This window comes from Salibacterium sp. K-3 (assembly GCF_054052005.1).
The window spans coordinates 823,194-845,617 of record NZ_JBSVZE010000001.1; the positions used below are offsets into that span (position 1 = coordinate 823,194).

22 protein-coding genes are annotated in these 22,424 nt (G+C 45.7%); 21 read left to right on the top strand and 1 reads right to left on the bottom strand.

What is annotated here, in order from left to right; all coding sequences use genetic code 11:
• Window positions 1–68: 68 nt before the first annotated feature.
• The 17 genes from ACW9JV_RS03845 (at window position 69) to ACW9JV_RS03925 (ending at window position 14,659) form a co-directional block, all read left to right on the top strand.
• Window positions 69–1,364: a DUF4910 domain-containing protein gene (locus ACW9JV_RS03845; RefSeq protein WP_457331526.1), complete on the top strand. Its 1,296-nt coding sequence runs from the start codon at window positions 69–71 to the stop codon at window positions 1,362–1,364.
• A gap of 1 nt (window position 1,365) precedes the next feature.
• Window positions 1,366–2,511 carry a sulfotransferase family protein gene (locus tag ACW9JV_RS03850; RefSeq protein ID WP_457331528.1) on the top strand — a complete coding sequence of 382 codons (1,146 nt, stop codon included), beginning with the start codon at window positions 1,366–1,368 and terminating at the stop codon, window positions 2,509–2,511.
• 51 nt (window positions 2,512–2,562) lie between these two features.
• The gene (locus ACW9JV_RS03855) at window positions 2,563–3,507 is read left to right on the top strand and encodes a DUF2920 family protein (protein ID WP_457331530.1); all 945 of its coding nucleotides are present in this window, start codon (window positions 2,563–2,565) and stop codon (window positions 3,505–3,507) included.
• A 105-nt stretch (window positions 3,508–3,612) separates the two neighbouring features.
• Window positions 3,613–3,813: a YjfB family protein gene (locus ACW9JV_RS03860; protein ID WP_457331532.1), complete on the top strand. Its 201-nt coding sequence runs from the start codon at window positions 3,613–3,615 to the stop codon at window positions 3,811–3,813.
• Window positions 3,814–3,936: 123 nt separating this feature from the next.
• On the top strand, window positions 3,937–4,299 hold the full coding sequence (locus ACW9JV_RS03865) for a flagellar protein FlaG (RefSeq protein WP_457331534.1): 363 nt from the start codon (window positions 3,937–3,939) through the stop codon (window positions 4,297–4,299).
• A gap of 162 nt (window positions 4,300–4,461) precedes the next feature.
• On the top strand, window positions 4,462–6,012 hold the full coding sequence (locus tag ACW9JV_RS03870) for a flagellar hook-associated protein 2 (protein ID WP_457331536.1): 1,551 nt from the start codon (window positions 4,462–4,464) through the stop codon (window positions 6,010–6,012).
• A gap of 114 nt (window positions 6,013–6,126) precedes the next feature.
• Window positions 6,127–6,279 carry a hypothetical protein gene (locus ACW9JV_RS03875; protein WP_457331537.1) on the top strand — a complete coding sequence of 51 codons (153 nt, stop codon included), beginning with the start codon at window positions 6,127–6,129 and terminating at the stop codon, window positions 6,277–6,279.
• Between the two features lie 570 nt (window positions 6,280–6,849).
• Window positions 6,850–7,548 carry an N-acetylmannosamine-6-phosphate 2-epimerase gene (locus ACW9JV_RS03880; RefSeq protein WP_457331538.1) on the top strand — a complete coding sequence of 233 codons (699 nt, stop codon included), beginning with the start codon at window positions 6,850–6,852 and terminating at the stop codon, window positions 7,546–7,548.
• A 5-nt stretch (window positions 7,549–7,553) separates the two neighbouring features.
• Window positions 7,554–8,420: an N-acetylneuraminate lyase gene (locus tag ACW9JV_RS03885; protein ID WP_457331540.1), complete on the top strand. Its 867-nt coding sequence runs from the start codon at window positions 7,554–7,556 to the stop codon at window positions 8,418–8,420.
• Between the two features lie 34 nt (window positions 8,421–8,454).
• The gene (locus ACW9JV_RS03890) at window positions 8,455–9,507 is read left to right on the top strand and encodes a sialic acid TRAP transporter substrate-binding protein SiaP (RefSeq protein WP_457331542.1); all 1,053 of its coding nucleotides are present in this window, start codon (window positions 8,455–8,457) and stop codon (window positions 9,505–9,507) included.
• Window positions 9,508–9,533: 26 nt separating this feature from the next.
• Window positions 9,534–10,001 carry a TRAP transporter small permease gene (locus tag ACW9JV_RS03895; protein ID WP_457331544.1) on the top strand — a complete coding sequence of 156 codons (468 nt, stop codon included), beginning with the start codon at window positions 9,534–9,536 and terminating at the stop codon, window positions 9,999–10,001.
• On the top strand, window positions 10,002–11,282 hold the full coding sequence (locus ACW9JV_RS03900; protein WP_457331546.1) for a TRAP transporter large permease: 1,281 nt from the start codon (window positions 10,002–10,004) through the stop codon (window positions 11,280–11,282).
• Window positions 11,283–11,352: 70 nt separating this feature from the next.
• Window positions 11,353–12,249, top strand: coding sequence for an ROK family protein (locus tag ACW9JV_RS03905; RefSeq protein ID WP_457331548.1), 897 nt, complete (start codon window positions 11,353–11,355; stop codon window positions 12,247–12,249).
• Between the two features lie 21 nt (window positions 12,250–12,270).
• A complete protein-coding gene (locus ACW9JV_RS03910; protein ID WP_457331549.1) occupies window positions 12,271–13,110 on the top strand; it encodes a MurR/RpiR family transcriptional regulator in 840 nt (279 codons plus the stop codon).
• Window positions 13,111–13,284: 174 nt separating this feature from the next.
• Window positions 13,285–13,842 (top strand): flagellar export chaperone FliS, encoded by a 558-nt coding sequence (gene fliS / locus ACW9JV_RS03915; protein ID WP_457331551.1) that lies wholly within the window; start codon window positions 13,285–13,287, stop codon window positions 13,840–13,842.
• Window positions 13,843–14,205 (top strand): flagellar protein, encoded by a 363-nt coding sequence (locus tag ACW9JV_RS03920; RefSeq protein WP_457331553.1) that lies wholly within the window; start codon window positions 13,843–13,845, stop codon window positions 14,203–14,205.
• A gap of 82 nt (window positions 14,206–14,287) precedes the next feature.
• A complete protein-coding gene (locus tag ACW9JV_RS03925) occupies window positions 14,288–14,659 on the top strand; it encodes a hypothetical protein (RefSeq protein ID WP_457331555.1) in 372 nt (123 codons plus the stop codon).
• A gap of 168 nt (window positions 14,660–14,827) precedes the next feature.
• Here ACW9JV_RS03925 and ACW9JV_RS03930 read toward each other — a convergent pair whose 3' ends face one another.
• Complete coding sequence (locus ACW9JV_RS03930; RefSeq protein WP_457331557.1) at window positions 14,828–15,868, bottom strand: DUF6612 family protein; 1,041 nt, start codon at window positions 15,866–15,868, stop codon at window positions 14,828–14,830.
• A 232-nt stretch (window positions 15,869–16,100) separates the two neighbouring features.
• Between ACW9JV_RS03930 and ACW9JV_RS03935 the strand changes: the two genes are divergently transcribed.
• The 4 genes from ACW9JV_RS03935 (at window position 16,101) to prfB (ending at window position 22,372) form a co-directional block, all read left to right on the top strand.
• On the top strand, window positions 16,101–17,528 hold the full coding sequence (locus ACW9JV_RS03935) for an NAD-dependent succinate-semialdehyde dehydrogenase (RefSeq protein ID WP_457331559.1): 1,428 nt from the start codon (window positions 16,101–16,103) through the stop codon (window positions 17,526–17,528).
• A gap of 160 nt (window positions 17,529–17,688) precedes the next feature.
• Complete coding sequence (gene hpf, locus ACW9JV_RS03940; RefSeq protein WP_457331561.1) at window positions 17,689–18,288, top strand: ribosome hibernation-promoting factor, HPF/YfiA family; 600 nt, start codon at window positions 17,689–17,691, stop codon at window positions 18,286–18,288.
• Window positions 18,289–18,707: 419 nt separating this feature from the next.
• Window positions 18,708–21,242, top strand: coding sequence for a preprotein translocase subunit SecA (gene secA / locus ACW9JV_RS03945; RefSeq protein WP_457331563.1), 2,535 nt, complete (start codon window positions 18,708–18,710; stop codon window positions 21,240–21,242).
• Between the two features lie 25 nt (window positions 21,243–21,267).
• Window positions 21,268–22,372, top strand: a protein-coding gene (prfB, locus tag ACW9JV_RS03950; protein WP_457331565.1) for a peptide chain release factor 2 whose coding sequence is annotated in 2 segments (ribosomal slippage) — window positions 21,268–21,339 and window positions 21,341–22,372 — 1,104 coding nt in all. Because the reading frame shifts where the segments join, the coding sequence is not laid out codon by codon here.
• The last annotated feature ends 52 nt before the right edge of the window (window positions 22,373–22,424 follow it).

The following is a 22,424-nucleotide window of genomic DNA, read 5'->3' on the forward strand; positions in this document are numbered from 1 at the left end:
TACTTTCTATGAAAACTCTTTTATCTTAAGAATGCCTTATTAAAATAATGAAGTAAAGGTGTGGGAATGTGAAGGAAGTGAACACAGGGAGAGAAATGTACAGTTTATTACAACAACTATTCCCGATATGCCGAAGTATTACTGGAAACGGTGTTAGACAGACATTACAAATAATGAAACAAATAATACCGGTGCAGCAGTTCGAGGTGCCTAGTGGTACTCAAGTACTGGATTGGCAAGTGCCAAAAGAATGGAACATAAACGAAGCATATGTTTTGGACTCCAGTGAAAATGAAATTATTAATTTCAGGAATAATAATTTACATGTGGTCGGTTATTCGATTCCGGTCAACCAATATATTACGCTTGAGGAGTTGCAAAGTCACTTATATTCATTAGAGGAGCAGCCGGACGCTATACCTTACGTGACTTCGTATTACAAAGAACGCTGGGGTTTTTGCCTATCTCATCATCAAAGGCTCAATCTGAAAGATGATACTTATTATGTTTATATTGATAGTGAATTGAAAGAGGGAAGCCTTACATATGGGGAGTTGATTATACCGGGAGTATCAGAAGAAGAGGTTTTCTTATCCACTTACATCTGTCACCCTTCTATGGCTAATAACGAATTATCCGGGCCTGTTGTTACTACATATTTGGCAAAATGGCTCATGAGTAAAACGAATTTAAAATATACATACCGCATTGTTTTTATCCCGGAAACAATAGGATCGATTACCTACATTCATCACCACCTACATGATTTGAAAGAAAAAGTAGTTGCAGGTTTTAATATCACGTGTGTAGGTGACGATCAACAATACTCTTTTCTTCCTTCCCGGTACGGGCATACACTGGCAGATAAAATAGCCCTTAAGGTATTAGAGGAAAAAGGAATTCCCTTTGAACACTACTCTTTTCTGGATCGAGGAAGTGATGAACGCCAGTACTGCAGTCCGGGTGTAGACTTACCATTAGTTAGTCTAATGAGAACGAAATATGGAGAGTATCCTGAATACCACACTTCCCTCGACAACTTGGAACTTGTTTCGGAAGAAGGATTGGAAGGAGCTTATAGAGTGTATCAATCCTGCATCGAATTATTGGAACATAATAATGTATACAGAAGTTCAACGTTGGGAGAGCCTCAATTAGGAAAAAGAGGACTATATCCGACATTAAGTACTAAAGGGTCAGCTGCAAACATAAAAAACATCACTAATTTTTTGGCTTATGCAGATGGTTCCAATGATTTAATTGATATCAGTGATCACATTGGGCTATCAACAACAGAGATAATAGATCTTGCAGAAATACTAAAAGAACACAGCCTGCTTATTACCTCAGGGAAAGGAAGATAATATGAATATCAAACCATTTGTTGTAGCAGGAATGCCTCGGTCCGGTACTACTTTAATTTCAAGAATTCTGGATGCACATACCAATTCTGTAGCTCCACCTGATCCTTATTTTGGTTTTTTTAGAGAGTTCAGAAATTCATTGTTTGAAAAACATAACCTTGATTGCGTAGAAGATGAACCCTTGTTTGATTATTTTAATGGAATCAATAAAGATAAAAAACATGCTATTCTCGAAGGGAATTTAAATATTGATATACCAACAGAGAAAAGAGATAAAGTCAAAAAAACTATCATTGGCTTTGCCCAAACGGCTTCACCGTTGGCTGTTCCATATATCGAGCAAACTAATGCTGGTAACTTTAAGGAATTGTTAATAGAGTTATATGAAGCACTTCACAAAGCTTACGGAAACCAGGATACTACTCATGTAGGGTTCAAAACAGCGTGGGTGGAAGAATTCTATCTGCCGTTTTCACGGTCATTAGATGATATGAAATTTATTAATATCATACGTGATCCAAGGGCTTTGATTGCATCACGTTTAAAATCCACTAAACATTTGCGCCACGATTATCCTTTTGATTTTTTAGTTAAAAACTGGCGGAAGTCCGCTGCATATGGACTTTATAATTCTAATCATTATAGTGACAATGTATACACAGTAAAATACGAAGATTTAGTTAGTAATACTGAATACGAAGTAAAAAAAATATGTGAAGTTTTGAATCTGCCTTTTCAAAAACATATGGTAGATGTCCGTAATTTCAGAGATGGGAAAGGTAATCAGTGGACCAATAATTCAGCCTACAAAGAGACCAATAGTATTTCACAAGAATTCACTGATAAATGGAAGACAGAACTGTCGTTAAAAGAAGTCCAGTATATAGAAGATTTATGTGAAGTGGAAATGAAATTATTAGGATATGAAAGAGTTACAAATAATAATATTCAAGAATCAGCTTTTTATTCTCCTAATACTGAAAATCACGATTCAGAATGGATTAATAAAATACATAATATTAAAGACGATCGTGCAAAAATGGAGATATTGAAAAATTACATTGCTAACGATGATAAGTTTGAGGACTGTAATGGTGAACTTCTAGAAGATTTGTTTCTCTTCCAAGACTTTTTAAAAATAAAGTAATATCATAAAGTTTATAATTTATTTCATTGAAGTTAACAAAAGGATGATTATTTGGCTGAAGAATACAAAATTAAAATTAATGGACACCCTAATATTTATAATAAATGGTCTTCTAGAGAATTGAATGTTTATTTTGATGAACCAAATGAAGGGGTGAATGAAAACACAGGGATATTATTATTGATTGCAGGTTTTGGAGCAAACGCAAATGCTAATGTGTATAAAAAAATGCGATCTGAGCTGGCTGATAATTATAATTTTGTTACAGTCCAATGTGATTATTTCGGTTGGGAATTCATGCAGAGTGACATCCTCGAGGAATCTATTGCTAATTTTAATGATATGGGTCTTCTACAAGCAATTGACAATATCACTTCAGTAATAGCGGTTGCTGAAATATTAAAAGATAATGGCTTATCGTATAATGCGGGAAATATTATTGGTTATGGACATTCTCATGGTGCCTACTTAGCTTATTTGTGTAATGCTTTTGCGCCGTTTTTATTTTCAACAATAGTTGATAATTCTTCGTGGCTTTTTCCATTATACTTAAAAAGTAACAGGCTGTTGAACATGAACGGCAATCACAAAATTTTTGACTACCGTGCAAAATCTATTATTGACGATTTTGATATTTTACATTTGCCATTATTATATGAAGAATTAAACAATACTTCATCGATTTATTCTTTCCATGGGGTTAATGATAATTTAATTAGTCTATCTCAGAAAAAGGAGTTCATTGAAAAGGTACCACACTCATCTATTTTTGAAATAGATGAAGCAAAAATTGATAATTATGTATTCTACTCAACTGGACATGGGTTAAAAGCAGATTTTATTGAATTATTTAATTTTACATTTTCGCGTATAAATAAGACTTCTAATAATATAAAAGATATTAATTTTAATAATCAAATAATTCACACTAACAAATATAAATATGATTTTGATTACAGTAAGAAAGTTCCTATATTAAAAGTTGACAACAATTAAATTAATGTAATGTATAAATAATTATTGAATTGGTGATTTAATTTTTAAATTGAATTGACGATATTAAGAATGTTACCTAGTATTTCCCAAATTGGAGGTGTGATAATGGACATAGCAGGAACTTCAGTCGCACATAGTCAGGCACAGGTGCAGCAGCAGGCGAGCATGTCGATCATGAAGAAAGCGATGGATACGAGTGAACAGCAGGGTAATCTGCTGAACGACATGCTTGATAAGTCCGGCGCCCAGGCTATTCAGCAGGCGGCGCAGCCGCACAAGGGTGCATCGATCGATACATCGGTGTAACGCGCCCGATGTCAGGAAGTCTTCTCATGATGAGAGAGGGCTTCTTTTTTTGTGACAAATTGTGGAACATTACCGCTGTTGTCCGATATAAAAAGTGAACCTGTATAGGGAGGAGGAAGGGTTATGGGTGCTCACGTGTCGGGTACGGCTGTATCCGATGTTTTACGGGCCGGTCATGCTGCAGGGGGACAGGCGTCCGCCGGTGGATTGGACGCTCGGACATATGCTGAAGAATTTGAAGAGAAATCTTCCATGATGCCCGATATGGAATCCCTGCAAAAGCAGGCGGATGGTATCAATGAAATGCTGGAGGCTACGTTCACAGACTTGAAATTCAACGTTCATGATAAATTGGAACGGGTGTATGTTCAGGTGTTGGAGCGGGATACGGATGAAGTTATCCGTGAAATCCCTCCGGAGAAGTTTCTTGATATGAAGGCCGCTATCCTGGAGCAGGTGGGCCTGCTGGTGGACGAAAAAGCATGATCGGCCGCGGAGGAACAGTTTATGAAAACTGTTCCTCTTTCTACGTTCCGACCTTTCACCTATTTTCTTTTCTGCCCTTCATTTTTTGAAGAATTGTCCGATATTACAGACAGATATAAAAGCAGGTTATGATGTTCTCTAGCATAGAGGAGGGACAAAATTATGGATAGTAGCATGAGCACTAATCGAATCACGGGATTTGCATCCGGCATGAACATTGACCAGACAGTAAAAGAGTTAATGCAGGCGGAACGCCAGCCTATGATCAAGATGCAGCAGGAACAGATGGAATTAGAGTACAAAATGGAAGACTACCGGGAGATGAATCGGGAATACCGTTCGTTCAGCCAGTCCATTTTTGATAATATGTTTATGCGGTCGAGTCTGTCTGCGAAACAGACTTCCAGCAGCAATGAAAGCCTGGCGTCAGCATCGGCACCGGCGGATGCTCAAACTGGAAGTTATACGGTATCAGATGTTACTCAGCTAGCGGAAGCGGCTTCTAATAAAAGTACGGATGCTGTTCTGAATAACTCAAGCGAACCGTTGGATCCTGAAGCAACGCTTGCAAATCAGTTGGATCAATACGCGGAAGGAGATACGATTTCTTTCTCCATTCAGACGTACAGTGAAGGCGGGGTGGCAAATGACGCAGTTGACTTTGAATTCAGCGGATCGGACAGCCTCAATGATGTCCTGACGGAAGTGAATCGATCTGATGCAGGGGTGAATGCCTTCTATGACGAACAGACCGGAAAGGTCTCCATGACACGGAGTGAAACCGGAGTGTTAAATGAAGGCGGTACGGAAATGGAGTTTACAGATACGCAAGGAAACTTCCTATCCGGCGTGTTAAACCTGGATGAAGCGAATGAAGTAACAGGTCAAAATGCCGAATTCACATTAAATGGAATTCAGACCAACAGAACATCCAATACGTTCACGGAAAATGGTACCGAGATTACGTTGAACGGTACGAGTGCTAATAACGGCAATTCCGCTGTAATTGAGGTGAGCCCGGATACAGAAGGCATCAAGGAAACGGTAATGAACTTTGTTGATGAATACAACAGTTTGATTGAAAAAACTGGTGACAAACTGAGCGAAGAACAGTATCGTGAATATCCGCCGTTGACCGATGACCAGCGCAGTGAGATGAGCGAACAGGAGATCGAAAACTGGGAAGAGAAATCCCAAAGCGGGTATCTGCGAAGTGATGATATTTTATCCGGGGCTGTAAATTCAATGAGACGGAGTTTGTATGAAACGGTGGATACCGGCGGTTCGTTTAACCAGTTGACGGAACTGGGCATTACTACCACAAGCAACTACCAGGACGGCGGGAAACTGGAAGTGGATGAAGATAAACTGGAGGAGGCGATTTCCCAGGATGCGGAGTCGGTGTATCAGCTGTTTTCCGCAGATGGTGAGAATAGGGAAGATCAAGGACTGGCACGCCGTCTCCGGGAAAGCGTCGACCGGACAGTGGACAACATTTCGGAGCGCGCCGGCGGCCCGACGACAATAGATCCGAGCCAGTTTACGATCGGCCGTGAAATGAATCAGCTGGATGATGAAATGAGTGACTTTGAACGACATCTGACTCGAACCGAAAACCGATACTGGGATCAGTTCACCCGTATGGAAGAAGCCATCGCGCAGGCGAACTCCCAGGCCCAGCAGCTCCAGCAGCAGCTCACTGGGATGATGTAGTATTTTTTATAAACAAGGAAGACAGTTGATTGTCGTTACCGTAACATGACATACTTTTTCGTTTAGCTTTTCGATGACTTGCTCATCGGAAAGCTTTTTTTAGGTGTGCCCGGCATGAAAACCTTCCTAACGGAGGAAGCGGTGAATTCCGCAGGGGGCGGCGGCAGGTTGTATCCCGGTAGAAGCAGGAGGCAGCGGCCGGCCTGTACCGGATCTATGACACGTCTGCCCCCGATGCTTGCCGGGCCGCATTGGGAGGAGCGGTAGGAGCGGGAACTGTTTTGTGGACACAAGCGGAAGCAGACTGTCCGTAAAAGCCGGATATGAACCATATATGTTTCTCCCGGAAGTGAAAATGGCTCGAACGCAAGAGATAATGGACAAAATAGCTCGTCCTTCAGCATTAAATGTTTGGTATATTTGTTTATTGGATATTTTAAGATATGGGATGTCGAAAAACAAAGCTTGGAATAATAAGAGGTTACATTCTGTCTGGAGTACAGTGGTTTAGCATGAGCTCTGTAAGTCGGTTCTTTTTTACATGAGCTTATTAATAAACACGCAACCCCGATCTTTATCCTGTGTGAATAATATAGGATAAAGAATAAAGGGAGTTTGCGTGTTTTTTATGGTCATATATCACAAAACATCTACCATTTATGTGCTAGTCATATTTGTTAATGGGACAATAAATGTCACTGTAAAAGAAGGGGAAGTTATATTTTGAACGCTTATTATCATTTAAAAAAATAATTTGACAATATACTGTCAAATTGTTTATAGTATATGTAAGCCATTACAAACTCAGAGGAATAGGACACTGTAAGGGGACTGGATATGAACGTACTGGAGAAGCTGACGAAGAAATTGATTGTGTCGTGCCAGGCTTTAGAGGATGAACCGTTGTATGGATCTAAAATAATGGGGAAAATGGCACTTTCTGCCAAACAGGGTGGTGCTTCCGGCATTCGCGCCAATACGGTGCAGGACATACAAGCTATAAAAAAAGAAGTGGATCTTCCACTCATAGGTATCATCAAAAAGGACTTCCTTGGAAGTAACGTCTTTATTACACCCACTGTTCATGAGGTGGACGCCCTGTACCAGGAAGGAGTAGACATTATAGCCTTTGATGCTACAACACAGAGGAGGCCTGATGGAAAAAGTTTTTCACAATTTTTCACCGAACTGAAAGAAGCCTATCCGAATCAATTATTTATGGCCGATGTTTCCACATTGGAAGAGGGGGTGAAAGCGGAGAAGAATGGGGTGGATATTGTAGCACCTACATTGGCAGGATATACTTCCTATTCGAGGGATGAAGTTCCCATCCACCTGGTGAAAGAATTACAGGAACACTTATCTGTTCCGGTTATCGCAGAAGGCAATTTTGACACCCCGGAAAAAGCGAAACAAGCACTTTGCGCCGGGGCTCATGCGGTCGTAGTTGGAAGTGCGATTACGAGGCCGCAGGTCATAACAAACAAATTTGCAGAAGCTGTAAATGCATTTCAGGGGTCTGCTTGCAAGAGGTGATGGAAATGAAAGGGTTATATACCGCTTTGATGTGCTCCTTTGATGAACAGGGCCATGTCAACGAGAAAGGACTGCGGGAGATTGTCAGATATAACATCAACGTACAACAGATGGATGGTTTGTACGTGAATGGAAGCACTGGAGAAAATTTCTTAATATCGAAAGAACAGAAAAAGCAGATTTTTGACATAGTGAAACATGAAGCGGGGGATGAGGTCAAACTAATCGCACAAATCGGCGCCCTGAATATAGATGAGGCGGTGGAGATGGCTGCTTATGCCACCGAACGGGGCTATAATGCCATATCGGCAGTGACTCCATTTTATTATCCGTTTGACTTTGAAGAAATAAAAAACTACTATAATACAATTCTTGAAAGCGTTGACAACGATTTAATCATTTACTCTATTCCGGCGTTGACAGGGGTGAACATGAACCTGGAACAGTTTGGAGAACTGTTTGAAAAGGACAGAGTGATCGGTGTGAAATTTACCAATCCGGATTTCTTTCTCCTGGAACGAATCAGACATACATTTCCGGATAAACTCATTTATTCCGGTTTTGATGAGATGCTTCTGTCTGCCAGTGTACTGCAGGTTGACGGTGCTATTGGCAGTACGTTCAATATCAATGGGCAGCGGGCAAGGCAGATTTTTGATCTCGCTAGGGGCGGACATATTACTGACGCCAGGGAGTTACAGAAGGTGACAAACGATCTGATCTCTGAGGTTCTGGATAATGGTCTTTATCCAACGATTAAAGAAATCCTGAAATCGAAAGGGGTCGAAGCCGGAACGTGCCGCAAACCGATGAAACCGCTCACGGATGAAGGGGTGAAAAAGGCTGAGAACATCGCGGAGACGTTCTTGTAAACATGTATATGGTGAAAAGGAGAGGGGTTTAATTATGAAGAAATTGTATCTTGGAATCATCGTCCTGTTGTTTGCTGTGTTAGCTGCCTGCTCGGGGGAACAAACATCTTCGTCCGGGGGTGGAGGATCGTCCTCTGGAGAACCAACTTCTTCCGGAGAGTCCGGGGAGGAAAATTATGAATTAAAATTCGGCATGCAGCCTGGAACCGCGCAGAATGAATACAAAGCGGCAGAGACATTGTCTGATTATGTGGAAGAAGAGAGCGATGGACAGCTGTCAATCAGTCTTTATCCTGACGCCCAGCTCGGGGATGACCGGGCGATGCTCGAACAGGTAAGAGAGAATTCGCTCGATATCACCCTCGCTGAAACCGGAAGATTCGGTATTTGGGTTCCACGAGCTGAACTGCTGGCTCTTCCTTATATTGTAGATGATTTCGACCAGTTAAAAAACGTGATCTATAACTCGGAATACGGGCAGAATCTCCATCAGGAACTGGAAGAGGATTACAATTGGAAAGTGATGGGAGTTGCCTACAATGGTACGCGTCAAACCACCTCCAATAAACCTATTGAATCCCTGGAGGATATGGAAGGGCTGAAACTGCGAGTGCCGGAAGCGGATACGCTGCTCGATTATGCAGAATATACCGGAGCGTCTCCTACACCGATGGCATTTTCAGAAGTATATATGGCCTTGCAGACCAATTCTGTGGACGGACAGGAAAATCCTTTATCCACCATTGATGCGCAGAAGTTTTTTGAAGTGCAGGACTATTTAGCTCTGACCAACCATGTTGTTAATGATAACAGCTACGTGGTATCCACCGACACGTATGAGGAACTGCCGGAAGAGTTGCAGACGATTCTCGAGGATGGCATCGATAAAGCGGTGAAAGAGCACACCCAAATGTTTGAACAGGAAGAAGCAGAACTTGTAGATAAATTTAAGGAAGAGGGCATGACCGTAACCGAACCTGATATGGATGAATTTAGAGAAGCTGTATCCGAAGCTTATCCAAAATATATGGAAGATATTGAAGGAGATGCAGAGAAATACATGCAGCAGATTGAAGAGGCACAATAATTTTATTGTAATTTAGGTGAGCATCGATGAAAAAGTTTTTGAACCACTTTGAGGAAATTATCGGCGGCTCGTTGTTTATTGTTATGCTGGCTGCGCTGGTTATTCAGATATTTTCACGCCAGGTGATGGACAGTCCCATCACCTGGTCTGAACAACTGGCACGATTTCTGTTCGTTTATGTGGCCTATCTCGCTATATCCTCTGAAATCAAAAATGGCGGGCATGTCCGAATCGATTATTTCTTTAATCAACTTCCGAAATCATTACAAACCATGCTTCATTACATCTTTCAGATGATGACTGCCGGTGTACTGCTATTGATCATCTATGTTGGTTATGATATGGCGATGCGGAAAGAACCGGTGGAAATCGTGTCTCTCAACATATCCTATATTTATATGTATATGGCACTTCCCATCCTCGCTGTCCTTATGCTTTATAGACTGGCAGAAAGAAATGTGAAAAATATAAAGCATAAGAGGGAGGTGGAATAAATGGATGTCTTGTTTATTTTAATTTTATGGATTGTATTGCTGCTGCTCGGCATGCCGGTCGGTTTCACGCTGCTGACCGCAACATTCGTTTATTTCATCACCAACGATTGGAGTCTCGCTTATTTTACCGGAGCCAAATTGGTGGACAGTCTTGATGTGTTTTCGCTGCTAGCTGTTCCTTTTTTCATATTGACCGGGACCCTGATGAATTCTTCCGGCATTACAGAAAGGATTTTCAACTTTGCCAAATCAATTGTCGGTCATTTCACAGGTGGACTCGGCCATGTCAATATTATGGCCAGCCTGATGTTCTCCGGGATGTCTGGTTCAGCACTGGCTGATGCCGGCGGTCTGGGGCAGCTTGAAATCAAATCGATGCGGGATGGAAAATATGATGACGACTATGCCGGCGGATTGACGGCGGCATCTGCCATTATCGGTCCAATTATTCCACCTAGTATTCCGTTGATTATATACGGAGTGACCGCAGATCAGTCCATTGCGCAGTTATTTCTCGCCGGTGCGGTGCCGGGCCTGATCATGGCTGTTTCTTTAATGGTAACGGCGAATGTTTTTGCAAAAAAGCGAGGGTTTCCAAAGGAGGAAAAGTCCAACTATAAACAGCGGGCTTTTTATTTCAAAGAGTCCTTTTGGGCACTGCTTACCCCGGTTATTATTATCGGCGGGATTTTTTCCGGCCTTTTCACTCCGACGGAAGCGGCAGTGGTGGCAACGGTGTATGCCATGATACTTGGATTTTTTGTTTACCGGGAACTAACGTGGAAGAAATTCTTTGATAATGTGGTAGATTCATTAAAATTGACAGGTGTTGCCGCCCTGATGATTATCGCCGTTGAATTCTTCGGACAGATGATCTCCCATGAACAAGTGGCGATGGCTTTGTCGAACTTTTTCCTGAACATCACAGAAAACCCTGTGATTCTGCTGTTATTAATCAACGTGCTGCTCATATTCCTGGGCACTTTCATTGAAGCATTAGCGCTGTTGATTCTGGTGGTTCCAATTCTTGTACCGGTTGTAATGGCAGCAGGAGTGGATCCGATTCATTTTGGTATTATTGTCATTTTAAATCTGATGATCGGGATTCTGACGCCTCCGATGGGCATGGCCCTCTTCGTAGTGTCCAAGGCGGGAAATATCCCTGTACACGTCATTACCAGAGGGGTGCTTCCCTTTTGGCTGCCGTTGATTATCACCCTGTTTATTCTTACCCTTTTTCCGCAGCTCGTCCTGTTCCTTCCCAATCTATTAAGTTCATAACATGAAAGGGGAAAAGCCACTATACTGTGGGCTTTTCTTCTTTTACTATAATACATAAAGGAGAAAAAATATGCTGATAGCTGTATTTGATGTCGGCGGAACGTCCGTAAAATATGGTATTGTAAATGAAGAAGGAACCATTCTACTGCATGAGGCCTTTCCGGCTGAAGCTCATTCAGGCGGTCGAACTATTGTTCAAAAGATGATTTCCAAAGTGGGAGAACTGCAGGAAGCGTGGAATCTTTCAGGTATTTCCATCAGCTCGGCTGGTCAGGTAGATCATACGAAAGGTATCATCGTTCATGCGACGGATACGATCCCCGAATACACAGGACTTCCGGTAAAAAATCGTATGCAGGAAGCAACGGGACTGGACGTCCAAATGGAAAATGATGTGAACTGCATGGCTTTAGGAGAACACTGGAAAGGTGCAGCAAGGGATGTGAATAACTTTCTCTGTGTCGCCATCGGTACAGGAATTGGAGGTGCCCTGTTCATAAATGGGGAGTTGTATACAGGGACGGGATTTGCTGCCGGAGAAATCGGCCATATTCATTTGTATCCGAACGGGAAAGCTTGTACCTGCGGAGGATCCGGCTGCCTGGAAAGATATGCTTCAAGTGCCGCACTTCAGGAGATTATAACCGAAGCAACTGGATATCCCGTGGAGCTGCAGACGTTCTTTAAACGAGTGCGGTCCGGGGAACAAAAATACACGGCCGTGTATGAGCAGTGGCTGGAAGACTTAACAACAGGCCTGAAATCGATGGTACATATGCTGAATCCGGAGGTGGTCATCATTGGCGGTGGTATTTCAGCACAGGGAGACTTTCTGCAGGCATCAATCAAGCACTCATTAATGCAAAAGGTGATGCCGAGTCATGCACGGCATCTTGACGTAAAGATGGCAGCGTATGAAAATAAGGCCAACTTATTAGGGGCAGCGGTGCATTTCATGAAAACATAGGATGATCAGGGTGGTGATTTTTTGGAGCAACATCCGTTCAATGGTGTGAAACCTTCCATTACGATGGAACAATACAAACACAGTTTTACGAAATCAGAGAAGAAAATATACGAATATATTCAATCCAATAGCCAGCAGATATTATATTATTCGTTGACAGAACTATCGGAGGCCAGCGGCGTTGCTGAAGCGACAGTGCTGCGTTTTTTTCGTAAATTAGGTTTCAAAGGATTTCAGGATTTTAAATTTTTGTTTGCTCAGGAAGTAACAGTTCCTGAGGCCAATGATCAAAATGAAACCTATGTTGAAAAGATAAAAAATAATATGGTACAGGCTATTACAAATTCTAATGAAATAATTGATATGGATGAACTTGAATATTGTATTGACCTTATTGATCAAACAGAAGATGTTGTACTTTTTGGAGTAGGCTCATCCGGCATAGCAGTATTGGACATGCAGAATCGCCTGATGCGGATTGGAAAACATGTTAATGCTGTTACTGACCCTCATTTCCAATTTATGCGTGCTTCATCGATGAATAAAAATACAGTAGTGGTCGCTGTCAGTCTTACCGGCAGCACAAAAGATATCGTAGATACAGTAAAAATTGCAAAAGAGAGTAACGCAACGGTTGTTGCGTTAACCAATTATATTAAATCCCCTTTGACACAATATGCTGATCATGTCCTGCTTTCCTCGACTAAAGAAAGTCCCTTGGACAGTGGTTCTTTAGTAGCTAAAGTTTCCCAACTGTTTTTGATTGATCTCATCTGCACTGGGCTTACCATCAAGAATTACGAGAATTCCGAACAAATCAAGATGGGGATAAGTAAAAATACAGCGGGTAAACTGTATTAATCATGACAGCCACCACTCATGAATTGTTCTATGGTTTTCGAAAGGGATATCAGTATTCCTTGCATTAACCAAATGCAAAACTGAATCCCCGAAAATTTCTCCTAAAGCATTCCGGGTACCCGCCGATATAAGGCTTAGAACATTTTTTCATTAAGAAAATGGGGGAACGGCATCATGTCCTTTCAAAACGCACAGACGGCCTACCAGCAGACAATGAAGCAGGCGGAAGACTATAAAAAAACGACAGGGAAGAATACAAATAAGACATTTACGCCGGGGGCGGCACCGGCCGGCGGTGGCGGCGCGGCGCTTGGCAGTATCAAACCGGACGCACAGCCTTCTCAAGGGTCCAACCCGTACCAGCAGAATGCGCTCGAGACCGCGTCGAGCGGCGATTTGACGCTGCTGTTGTACAATGGCTGCGTGAAGTTTATTGATAAAGCCGACCAGGCGATGGAGCAGAAGCATATCGAGGAAAAAAATAAATTCATCAAGCGGGCCCAGGATATTATACGGGAATTGATGGTGACGCTGCGCACCGATTCGGAAATCGGGCAGAACATGTACAGCCTGTATGACTACATCCACCGCCGTCTTATTGATGCGAACGTCCAGAATGACCGGGATGTACTGCAGGAAGCACGCGAGTTTGTCGTGGATTTTCGGGATACATGGAAAGAGGTTATTAAAAAGGACCGGCAGGAGCGGTTTGGTGACGGAGGGCAGGCATAAATGGCGCTGGTCGAAGAGCTGTACCGCGTGACGAAAGCCTTGTATGACCATATGGCTGAACCATTCCCAAAAGACCTGGAAGACCGCGGCACGTATGTCGAACAGCTGGAACAGCATTTAAAAGACCGGGCGGCTTTACTCGAGCAGCTGGAAGGACAGGAGTCCTTCTCCGAAGAGGAGCAGAAGCTCGGTGAGGCTATGTTTAAAATGAACGAAGAAATCCAGCGCTGGATGGAGGCCTCCCGCGGGGAACTGCGCCTCGGCATGCAGCAGTTAAAGAAGAAAAAGGAATCCAACCGGCGCTATGAACGCCCGTATTCGGGAACGACCGTCGACGGTGTCTTTTTTGACAAGAAAAATTAATGGAGAACAGCTGCCTCGGCGCGGCTGTTTTTTTCTGCGCGTGCTGTGTTATGCTCGAATGGACAGGAAAGGTGGGGAGACGATGCATCTGGAACAGGCGGAACGTGATTTTCTGGAGACGTACAGCAGGTATTTGGAGACGGTGCAGGAAGGCGTTGCCTCGGTGGCGTATTTTTACCGGGAAGGCCTGGAAGAAAACGGGGACCGGCTCCTTGCTGAGATGTTGGACGGCTTCGCACCATTGTCCGGGTATAACGCCACGATGACGCACCTTTTCGTACAGAAAGCGGATCGAGGCGGCGAAATGGCAGCCTTTCATGAGAAGCTCGAAGAAGCCCGCGCCATCCCGGCCATGGATTCGGCGTCCTGGAAGCTGAAGGCGCTCACCACCGATTTTATTCCGGCCTTTCAACGATGGAAGCTGATCGTACAAACGGGAGTATCGAGACAGTAACAAGGAGAATCGATGCAGATATCCGGAGAATCGATAGAGAAATCCAGAATAACCGGGAGAATCAATGCAGAAACTCCCTGAACGATGCAATAACACGCCGGATCGATAGAGAAACGGGCTTTCGCGCCGCAAAACAAAAAAGAACACCTTTCGTAAAAAGGTGCTCCTCTACTCCGTTTCTTCATTCATTTCTGCCTGTTCTTCTTCTTTGCCCGTCGCGTCCTCTTCATAAATTTCATCCATATTTATGCCGTCAATGGAGTCAAATTCCTCCATCTCTTCAAAACCGGTAAACTCCTCCAGTTCCATTTCTTCGGACCGGTCGAGGACATCCACCGGAATGGCCACTTCTTCGGTTTCCCCGAAATCAGAATAGCGGGAGACGACGAGGTGGTTCGATGCATCCGGCTCGCCTTCTTCATTATTCATGTTCATGTCGAGATTCATTTTCAGCTTCTTCGGATAGAACGTTTCCTTGTCAATATGCAGTTCATAGGTCAATGCGTCCATTTCCGCCATGTACATCATATCTTCCATCGAAGAAGAAAAATCGGCATTGACCATCCCCATCATCTCGAGGGCAATCTCCTGTGTTTGTCCATCACCGCCGCGGAACGTCAGCTCGTAGTGGCGGTTGCCCTCCACGATCGTGATGTCACTGCTGTACGCTTCTATCATTTCCAGAATCCGGGCCGGGTTTTCATACGACTTATCAAAGGACTTAAAGTCTTCGGTAAATTGTTCCGGAAACTGGATCCAGCGGTTTTCCGTCGAATCAAACATATAAAACCCTTCTTCGGTAAAATAACGTTCCAGTGCGACGATGTTGTTCTTGGTGTCGTCCGGGCTGGTGCGGTTTTTTTCAATGGTGGAAGATTCGTGGTACCGCACAGGATCAAGATTGACGAGGGTTTCGGAACGGTATCTGTTTTCGAGCGTGTTTTCCTGATCCAGTTCAATGTGCTGGTTCATATTCGTCGAAATCGTATAACACTCTATATCTTTCATCTTTTCTATGGAACGCTGCAGAACGTCCCCGGCCGGCATGACCTCTTCTTCAGGTTCATCAGATTCTTCCGTGTTATCCGCTTCTTCTTCTGAAGGGGGGCTTTGCTGTTCCCCGTTTTCATCCGTGTCGGCCTCCGACATGCAAGATGCCAGAAGCAGGACGATCAGGAGACTATACATGCCTGAAAGGATTCGATGCATGGTTTTTCCTCCTCCTGCATGAGCCTGTCATTCAACATAGTATCATATGAAACTTGGATTGGATAGACTTGACAGATAAGAAAAACGTAAGCGCCCTGGGCAGCCTGATGAACGGAGATGCACGCGAAGAAAGCTGGACAGCTGATTTGAAAATAATTGGAGGGGATCTGCATAGGAACGTCCGCTGGCGGGTATGAAGAACAATGAGAAAATGGAAAGGAGAGATTCCCCAATGGAAACACGTCTTTTTATAAATGGGACCTGGAAAAAGGCAGCCAATGGCACATTTCCGGTGAAAAACCCGGCAACGAATGAAACGATTGGTGAAGCGGCGGACGGCGGCGCCGGTGAAACGAAAGAAGCCGTCGAAGCAGCAGAGGCCGCTTTTCCGTCCTGGTCGAAAAGGACAGCCGCTGACAGGGCGTCATACTTAAAAGAAATATACCGGCTCATGATGGAAAAACAGGACGAACTCGGAGAATTAATTACCCGGGAAATGGGAAAGCCGCTCCACGAAGCAAAAGGAGAGGTGGCCTATGCCGCATCATTTCTCGAATGGTTTGCCGAAGAGGGAAAGCGGGTGTACGGGGAAACCATTCCGGCCGGCTCTCCGGACAAACGGATGATGGTGATCCACCAGCCGGTCGGCGTGACAGGCGCGATTACGCCGTGGAACTTTCCGCAGGCGATGGTAACTAGAAAAGTGGCTCCGGCGCTTGCGGCAGGCTGCCCGGTCGTGCTTAAGCCCGCGGAAGACACGCCGCTGTCCGCGGTACGGTTCGCTGAAATCTGCGAAGAAGCCGGTCTGCCGGACGGCGTGTTCAACCTGATCACCGGCGAAAACGCGGCAGCCATCGGCGGTGAACTGATGGGAAGTCAGGCCGTACGGAAAGTGACGTTCACCGGTTCCACCGGGGTTGGGAAGAAACTGATGGAACAGGGCGCCTCTGATATCAAGAAACTGTCTCTGGAACTGGGCGGCCACGCCCCGATTATTGTGCTCGATGACGCAGATATGGAAAAAGCCGTCGACGGCACCGTTGCATCGAAGTTCCGGAACGCCGGTCAGACGTGTGTCTGCGGGAACCGGGTCTATGTGGAAGAGGCAATCTATGATACGTTCGTCGACCGTCTGAAAGAGGAAGTCGAAAAGCTTCAGGTCGGCGACGGGTTCGCCGACGGAACCTCCATCGGCCCGATGATCAACAAAGAAGGCTGGGAAAAAGTCGACCGCCACGTGAAAGACGCGCTCGATAAAGGCGCTGAACTCGTCACCGGAGGCAGAGGCTGGGAAGAAAACGGCGCTTATCTTTACGAGCCGACGGTGCTGAAAAATATTACGAGTGACATGATTATCATGGAAGAAGAAACGTTCGGACCTGTCGCTCCTGTCCAGAAAGTGTCCGGGGACGAAGAAGCTGTGCGGCTCTCGAACGACTCGCCGTTCGGGCTGGCTTCCTACTTTTTCACCGAAAGCATGAGCCGCGGTATGAAAACCGCCGAAGCGCTTGAATACGGAATCGTCGGCTGGAACGATGGACGCCCGTCTGCCGCGCAGGCCCCGTTCGGCGGCTGGAAACAGAGCGGCATCGGCCGCGAAGGCGGTCACGAAGGCATCGAGCCGTTTCTTGAAACAAAATATATCTCGATTGGTCTGTAAACAGGTGAACACGCTTCGTACCACGGTATGGAGCGTGTTTTTTGTCGATGCTGAATAATGTGAACGAATTGTAAAAAATTTTGACGAAATTTGAGTTTTAGAAGGGAAATGTTAAGTGAATATAGAAAAGTAGAAGTAAGGAAAGGAGGAGTTGACTTTGATGAATTATAACATTCGAGGTGAAAACCTAGAGGTGACTCCGGCATTGAAGAGCTATGTGGAAAAGAAAGTTGGAAAGCTGGAACGCTATTTTGATACGACCCCGGTGGCGGATGTCCATGTCAAAATGCAGTCCCATAACAGCGAAAATAACATAGAGGTAACGATTCCGATGCCTCAGCTGCTCCTGCGGGCGGAAGAAAAACATGCCGATATGTACGCAGCAATCGATCTGGTTGTGGAGAAACTGGAGCGCCAGATACGTAAGCATAAAACGAAAGTTAACCGAAAATTCCGTCAAAACGGCGGCAGTAAGCATATGTTTAAGGAAGAGAACATTGAAGCACTCAACGAAGAGATTGCCAATGGCGACCTTGCCAACGGTGATACATTAGTGGAAGAGGAAGAAGAAGATGTCGATGATTACGAAATTGTCCGCACGAAGCGGTTCAACCTGAAACCGATGGATGCGGAAGAAGCTATTCTGCAGATGGACATGCTCGGGCACGCCTTCTTCGTCTTCTCCAACTCCGTCAACGGCGACACCAACGTCGTCTACCGCCGCAAAGACGGCCGCTACGGGCTCATTGAACCGGAATAAGAATAAATGAAACGGTATAAAAAGCGCTTCCGATGATCAACTACGGTCATCGGAAGCGCCATGTTTTGGGACTGGAAATGTGTACACCAGCATGCAAAAATCAGAGGTTAGTGTACCCAATACAATGTCCTGTGGACACTAGGACGCAGAAAAGAGGCAATAGTGGTTTCTATCAGACGATTGAAACCACTAACCGTCTGTGTATAGAGTCTTAGTCTCCCCAAAGACATTCCTTACGTACACTAAAAAGAACATCCGGATTTTTACTGTCCGCAGTCAGCCCATCCCTTTTTTATTGCCGGATCCTCTCTACGTTGTAAGCAGCAGTGGAAACTGATAAAATAACAATAACTGTGAAAAACGAAACCGGCCACACGATATAGATTTCCCGACCAAAAAGAGAGGACGATGATCGCGGCATGATCGGCTTATTAAAGAAAGTAATAGGCGATACGAACCAACGAAGTGTAAAAAAACTGGAAAAAACAACGGAACAGATTGAACAGTATGACGAGGAGATGCAGAAGCTTTCCGATGAAGAGTTAACCGGCAAAACCGAAACGTTCAAACAGCGTTACAAGGACGGAGAAACGCTTGAAGATCTGCTTCCGGAAGCGTTCGCGGTCGTCAGGGAAGCGGCGTACCGGGTGCTCGGCATGAAACCGTTCCGGGTGCAGCTGATGGGGGCCATCGTACTGCATCAGGGCGATATTTCGGAAATGAAGACCGGGGAAGGGAAAACCCTGGTGGCAACCATGCCCGTTTATCTGAATGCCCTCACCGGCAGAGGCGTACACGTTGTTACCGTCAACGACTACCTTGCCGGACGTGACAGCGAAGACATGGGAGAACTGTACCGTTTTCTTGGAATGACGGTCGGCCTCAACCAGAAAGGCATGACCAAAGATGAAAAACGCGAAGCCTATCAGGCTGACATAACGTACGGCACGAACAATGAATTCGGTTTTGACTATCTCCGCGATAACATGGTGCTGTACAAAGAGCGGATGGTGCAGCGTCCGCTTCATTTTGCCGTTGTCGACGAAGTGGACTCGATCCTTGTCGACGAAGCACGGACGCCGCTCATCATTTCCGGATCCGTGCAGCAGTCGACGAAAATGTATATGGCCGGGGACGCCTTTGTGCGCCGCCTGAAGCCGGAAGAAGACTACACGTACGATGAGAAAACGAAAAACGTACAGTTGACCGAAGAAGGCGTCAACAAAGCAGAGCAGGCGTTTGGGATCGATAACCTTTTCGACCAGAAGCACGTCCAGCTTATCCATCATATCAACCAGGCCCTGAAAGCCCATATCACCATGCACCGGGATACCGATTACGTCGTGGAAGAAGGACAGGTTGTCATCGTCGACCAGTTCACCGGCCGCCTCATGAAAGGGCGCCGCTACAGCGACGGGCTGCATCAGGCGATCGAAGCCAAGGAAGGGCTCGAAGTGCAGAAAGAAAGTATGACGCTTGCGTCTATCACCTTCCAGAACTTTTTCCGCATGTATGAAAAGCTCGCCGGCATGACCGGAACGGCGAAAACGGAAGAAGAGGAATTCCGCAACATTTACGGCATGAACGTTACCTCGATTCCGACGAACGAACCGATTATCCGTGATGATAAGCCGGATATGATTTACAAGACAAAAGAGGGCAAACACCGGGCGATTGCCGATACGGTGGAAGAGCTTTATCAAAAAGGGCAGCCGGTACTCGTCGGGACGGTAAGTGTGGAAATGTCCGAGTTGATCTCCCAGCTTCTCAAAAAACGGAACGTTCCTCACAATGTGCTGAACGCAAAGCACCATGAGAACGAAGCAAAAATCATTGAAGACGCCGGGCAGCCCGGAACGGTTACGATCGCGACCAACATGGCCGGGCGCGGAACCGACATCAAACTAGGAGATGGCGTGGTCGATCTCGGCGGCTTGTTTGTCATCGGTACGGAGCGCCATGAGAGCCGTCGTATCGACAATCAGCTCCGCGGCCGTTCAGGACGTCAGGGCGATCCGGGCGCCTCGCAGTTTTATCTTTCCATGGAAGATGACCTGATGCGCCGCTTCGGTACTGATAATATGCGGGGCATGATGGAGAAACTCGGCATGGAAGACGACCAGCCGATCGAAAGCAAACTCGTCAGCCGTGCGGTCGAACAGGCACAGAAGCGCGTCGAGGGTCATAACTTTGATGCACGGAAGCAGATTCTGCAGTATGATGATGTGATGCGCGAGCAGCGTGACGTCATTTATGCGCAGCGGATGGAAGTGCTCGACTCCGAAAACCTGGAAGAAATCGTCACGCCGATGATCAAGTCCGTCGTGGAACGGGCAGTTGCCCAATATACGCCGGAAGAGTCCGTGCCCGAGGAATGGAACCTCGAAGGGCTCGTCAACTACCTGAAAGGAACCGTGCTCTGGGCGGACGATCTGGAAGTGAAAGACGTCAGCGGCATGGAACCGGAAGAAATCACCGAAACCGTGCTCGAAAAAGCATACGCCCATTACAGACAGAAACAGGAAGAACTTCCTGAAGAGACAATGAAAGAGTTCGAACGGGTGGTTCTGCTCCGCGCTGTCGACCGCAAATGGATGAACCATATCGACCAGATGGACCAGCTCCGTCAGGGCATCCACCTGCGGGCTTACGGCCAGAACGATCCGCTCCGTGAGTACAAATTTGAAGGCTTCAACATGTTTGAAGACATGGTGGCCTCGATCGAAGAAGAAGTCGCCATGTACATGGTGAAGGCCCAGGTCCGCAGCAACCTTGAACGGGAAGAAGTCGCAGAAGGCAAGGCGGTCCACGGGGAGAATACCGAACGCGATGACGAGAACAATAAACGACGCCCGATCCGTAAAACGGAGAATGTCGGGCGTAACGAACCCTGCCCGTGCGGCAGCGGAAAGAAATACAAGCACTGCCACGGCCGCGCCGAGCAGGCGCAGTAATTTCTCAAAACAGAGGTGACGCAGCATGGATATGGCTGAGATTCAGCATGCACTGACAAATATCCGCCAGCGTCTGGCGGACTTCAGGGGGTCTCTTTGACCTCGCTGAAAAAGAGGAACGTATCGCCGAGCTTGAACAGAAAATGACGGAACCCAATTTCTGGGACAATCCGGACGAATCGAAAAAAGTGATTGATGAATCGAACACGTTGAAAAGCTCGGTGGAAGGTTACAAGGAACTGGCCGATTCCTATGATGACCTGGCTCTGACGTATGACCTTGTGAAAGAAGAAGAGGATGAAGAGCTGAAAGAAGAACTCGAAGAAGGCGTGAAGTCCCTGACGAAAAGTGTGAATGATTTCGAACTGAATATGATGCTCAGTGAACCTTACGATAAAAACAGTGCGATTCTCGAACTGCATCCCGGCGCCGGGGGAACGGAATCCCAGGACTGGGCGGAAATGCTGTTCCGCATGTATAAGCGCTGGGCGGAAGGAAAAGGCTACACGGTGGATGTGCTTGACTATCTGGCCGGAGACGATGCCGGGCTCAAAAGCGCGGTCATGCACATTAAAGGCCACAATGCCTACGGCTACCTGAAAGCCGAAAAAGGGGTGCACCGGCTCGTCCGCATTTCGCCGTTTGATTCGTCCGGTCGCCGTCATACTTCTTTCGCATCGTGTGAAGTGATGCCGGAAATGGATGATGAGGTGGAAGTGGAAATAAACAATGAAGATCTGCGTATTGATACGTACCGCTCCAGCGGCGCGGGTGGTCAGCATGTCAACACGACAGACTCGGCTGTCCGGATTACCCACTATCCGACCAATATCATCGTGACGTGCCAGAACGAACGCTCCCAGCTGAAAAACAGGGAATCCGCCATGAAAATGCTGCGAGCGAAACTGTATCAGCGCGAGCTTGAAGAACAGCAGAAGGAAATCGATGAAATACGCGGCGAACAGAAAGAGATCGGCTGGGGCAGCCAGATCCGGTCCTATGTATTCCATCCGTACAATATGGTAAAAGACCACCGCACGAATAAAGAAATCGGAAATACGTCCGCGGTGATGGACGGGGATATTGATCCTTTCATTGATGATTACCTGCGTTCCAGCATGAATATTTAATGGAAAATGGGGGTGTCTCCTCAAGGAGGGGCACCCCCGGTTTGTGCAGAAG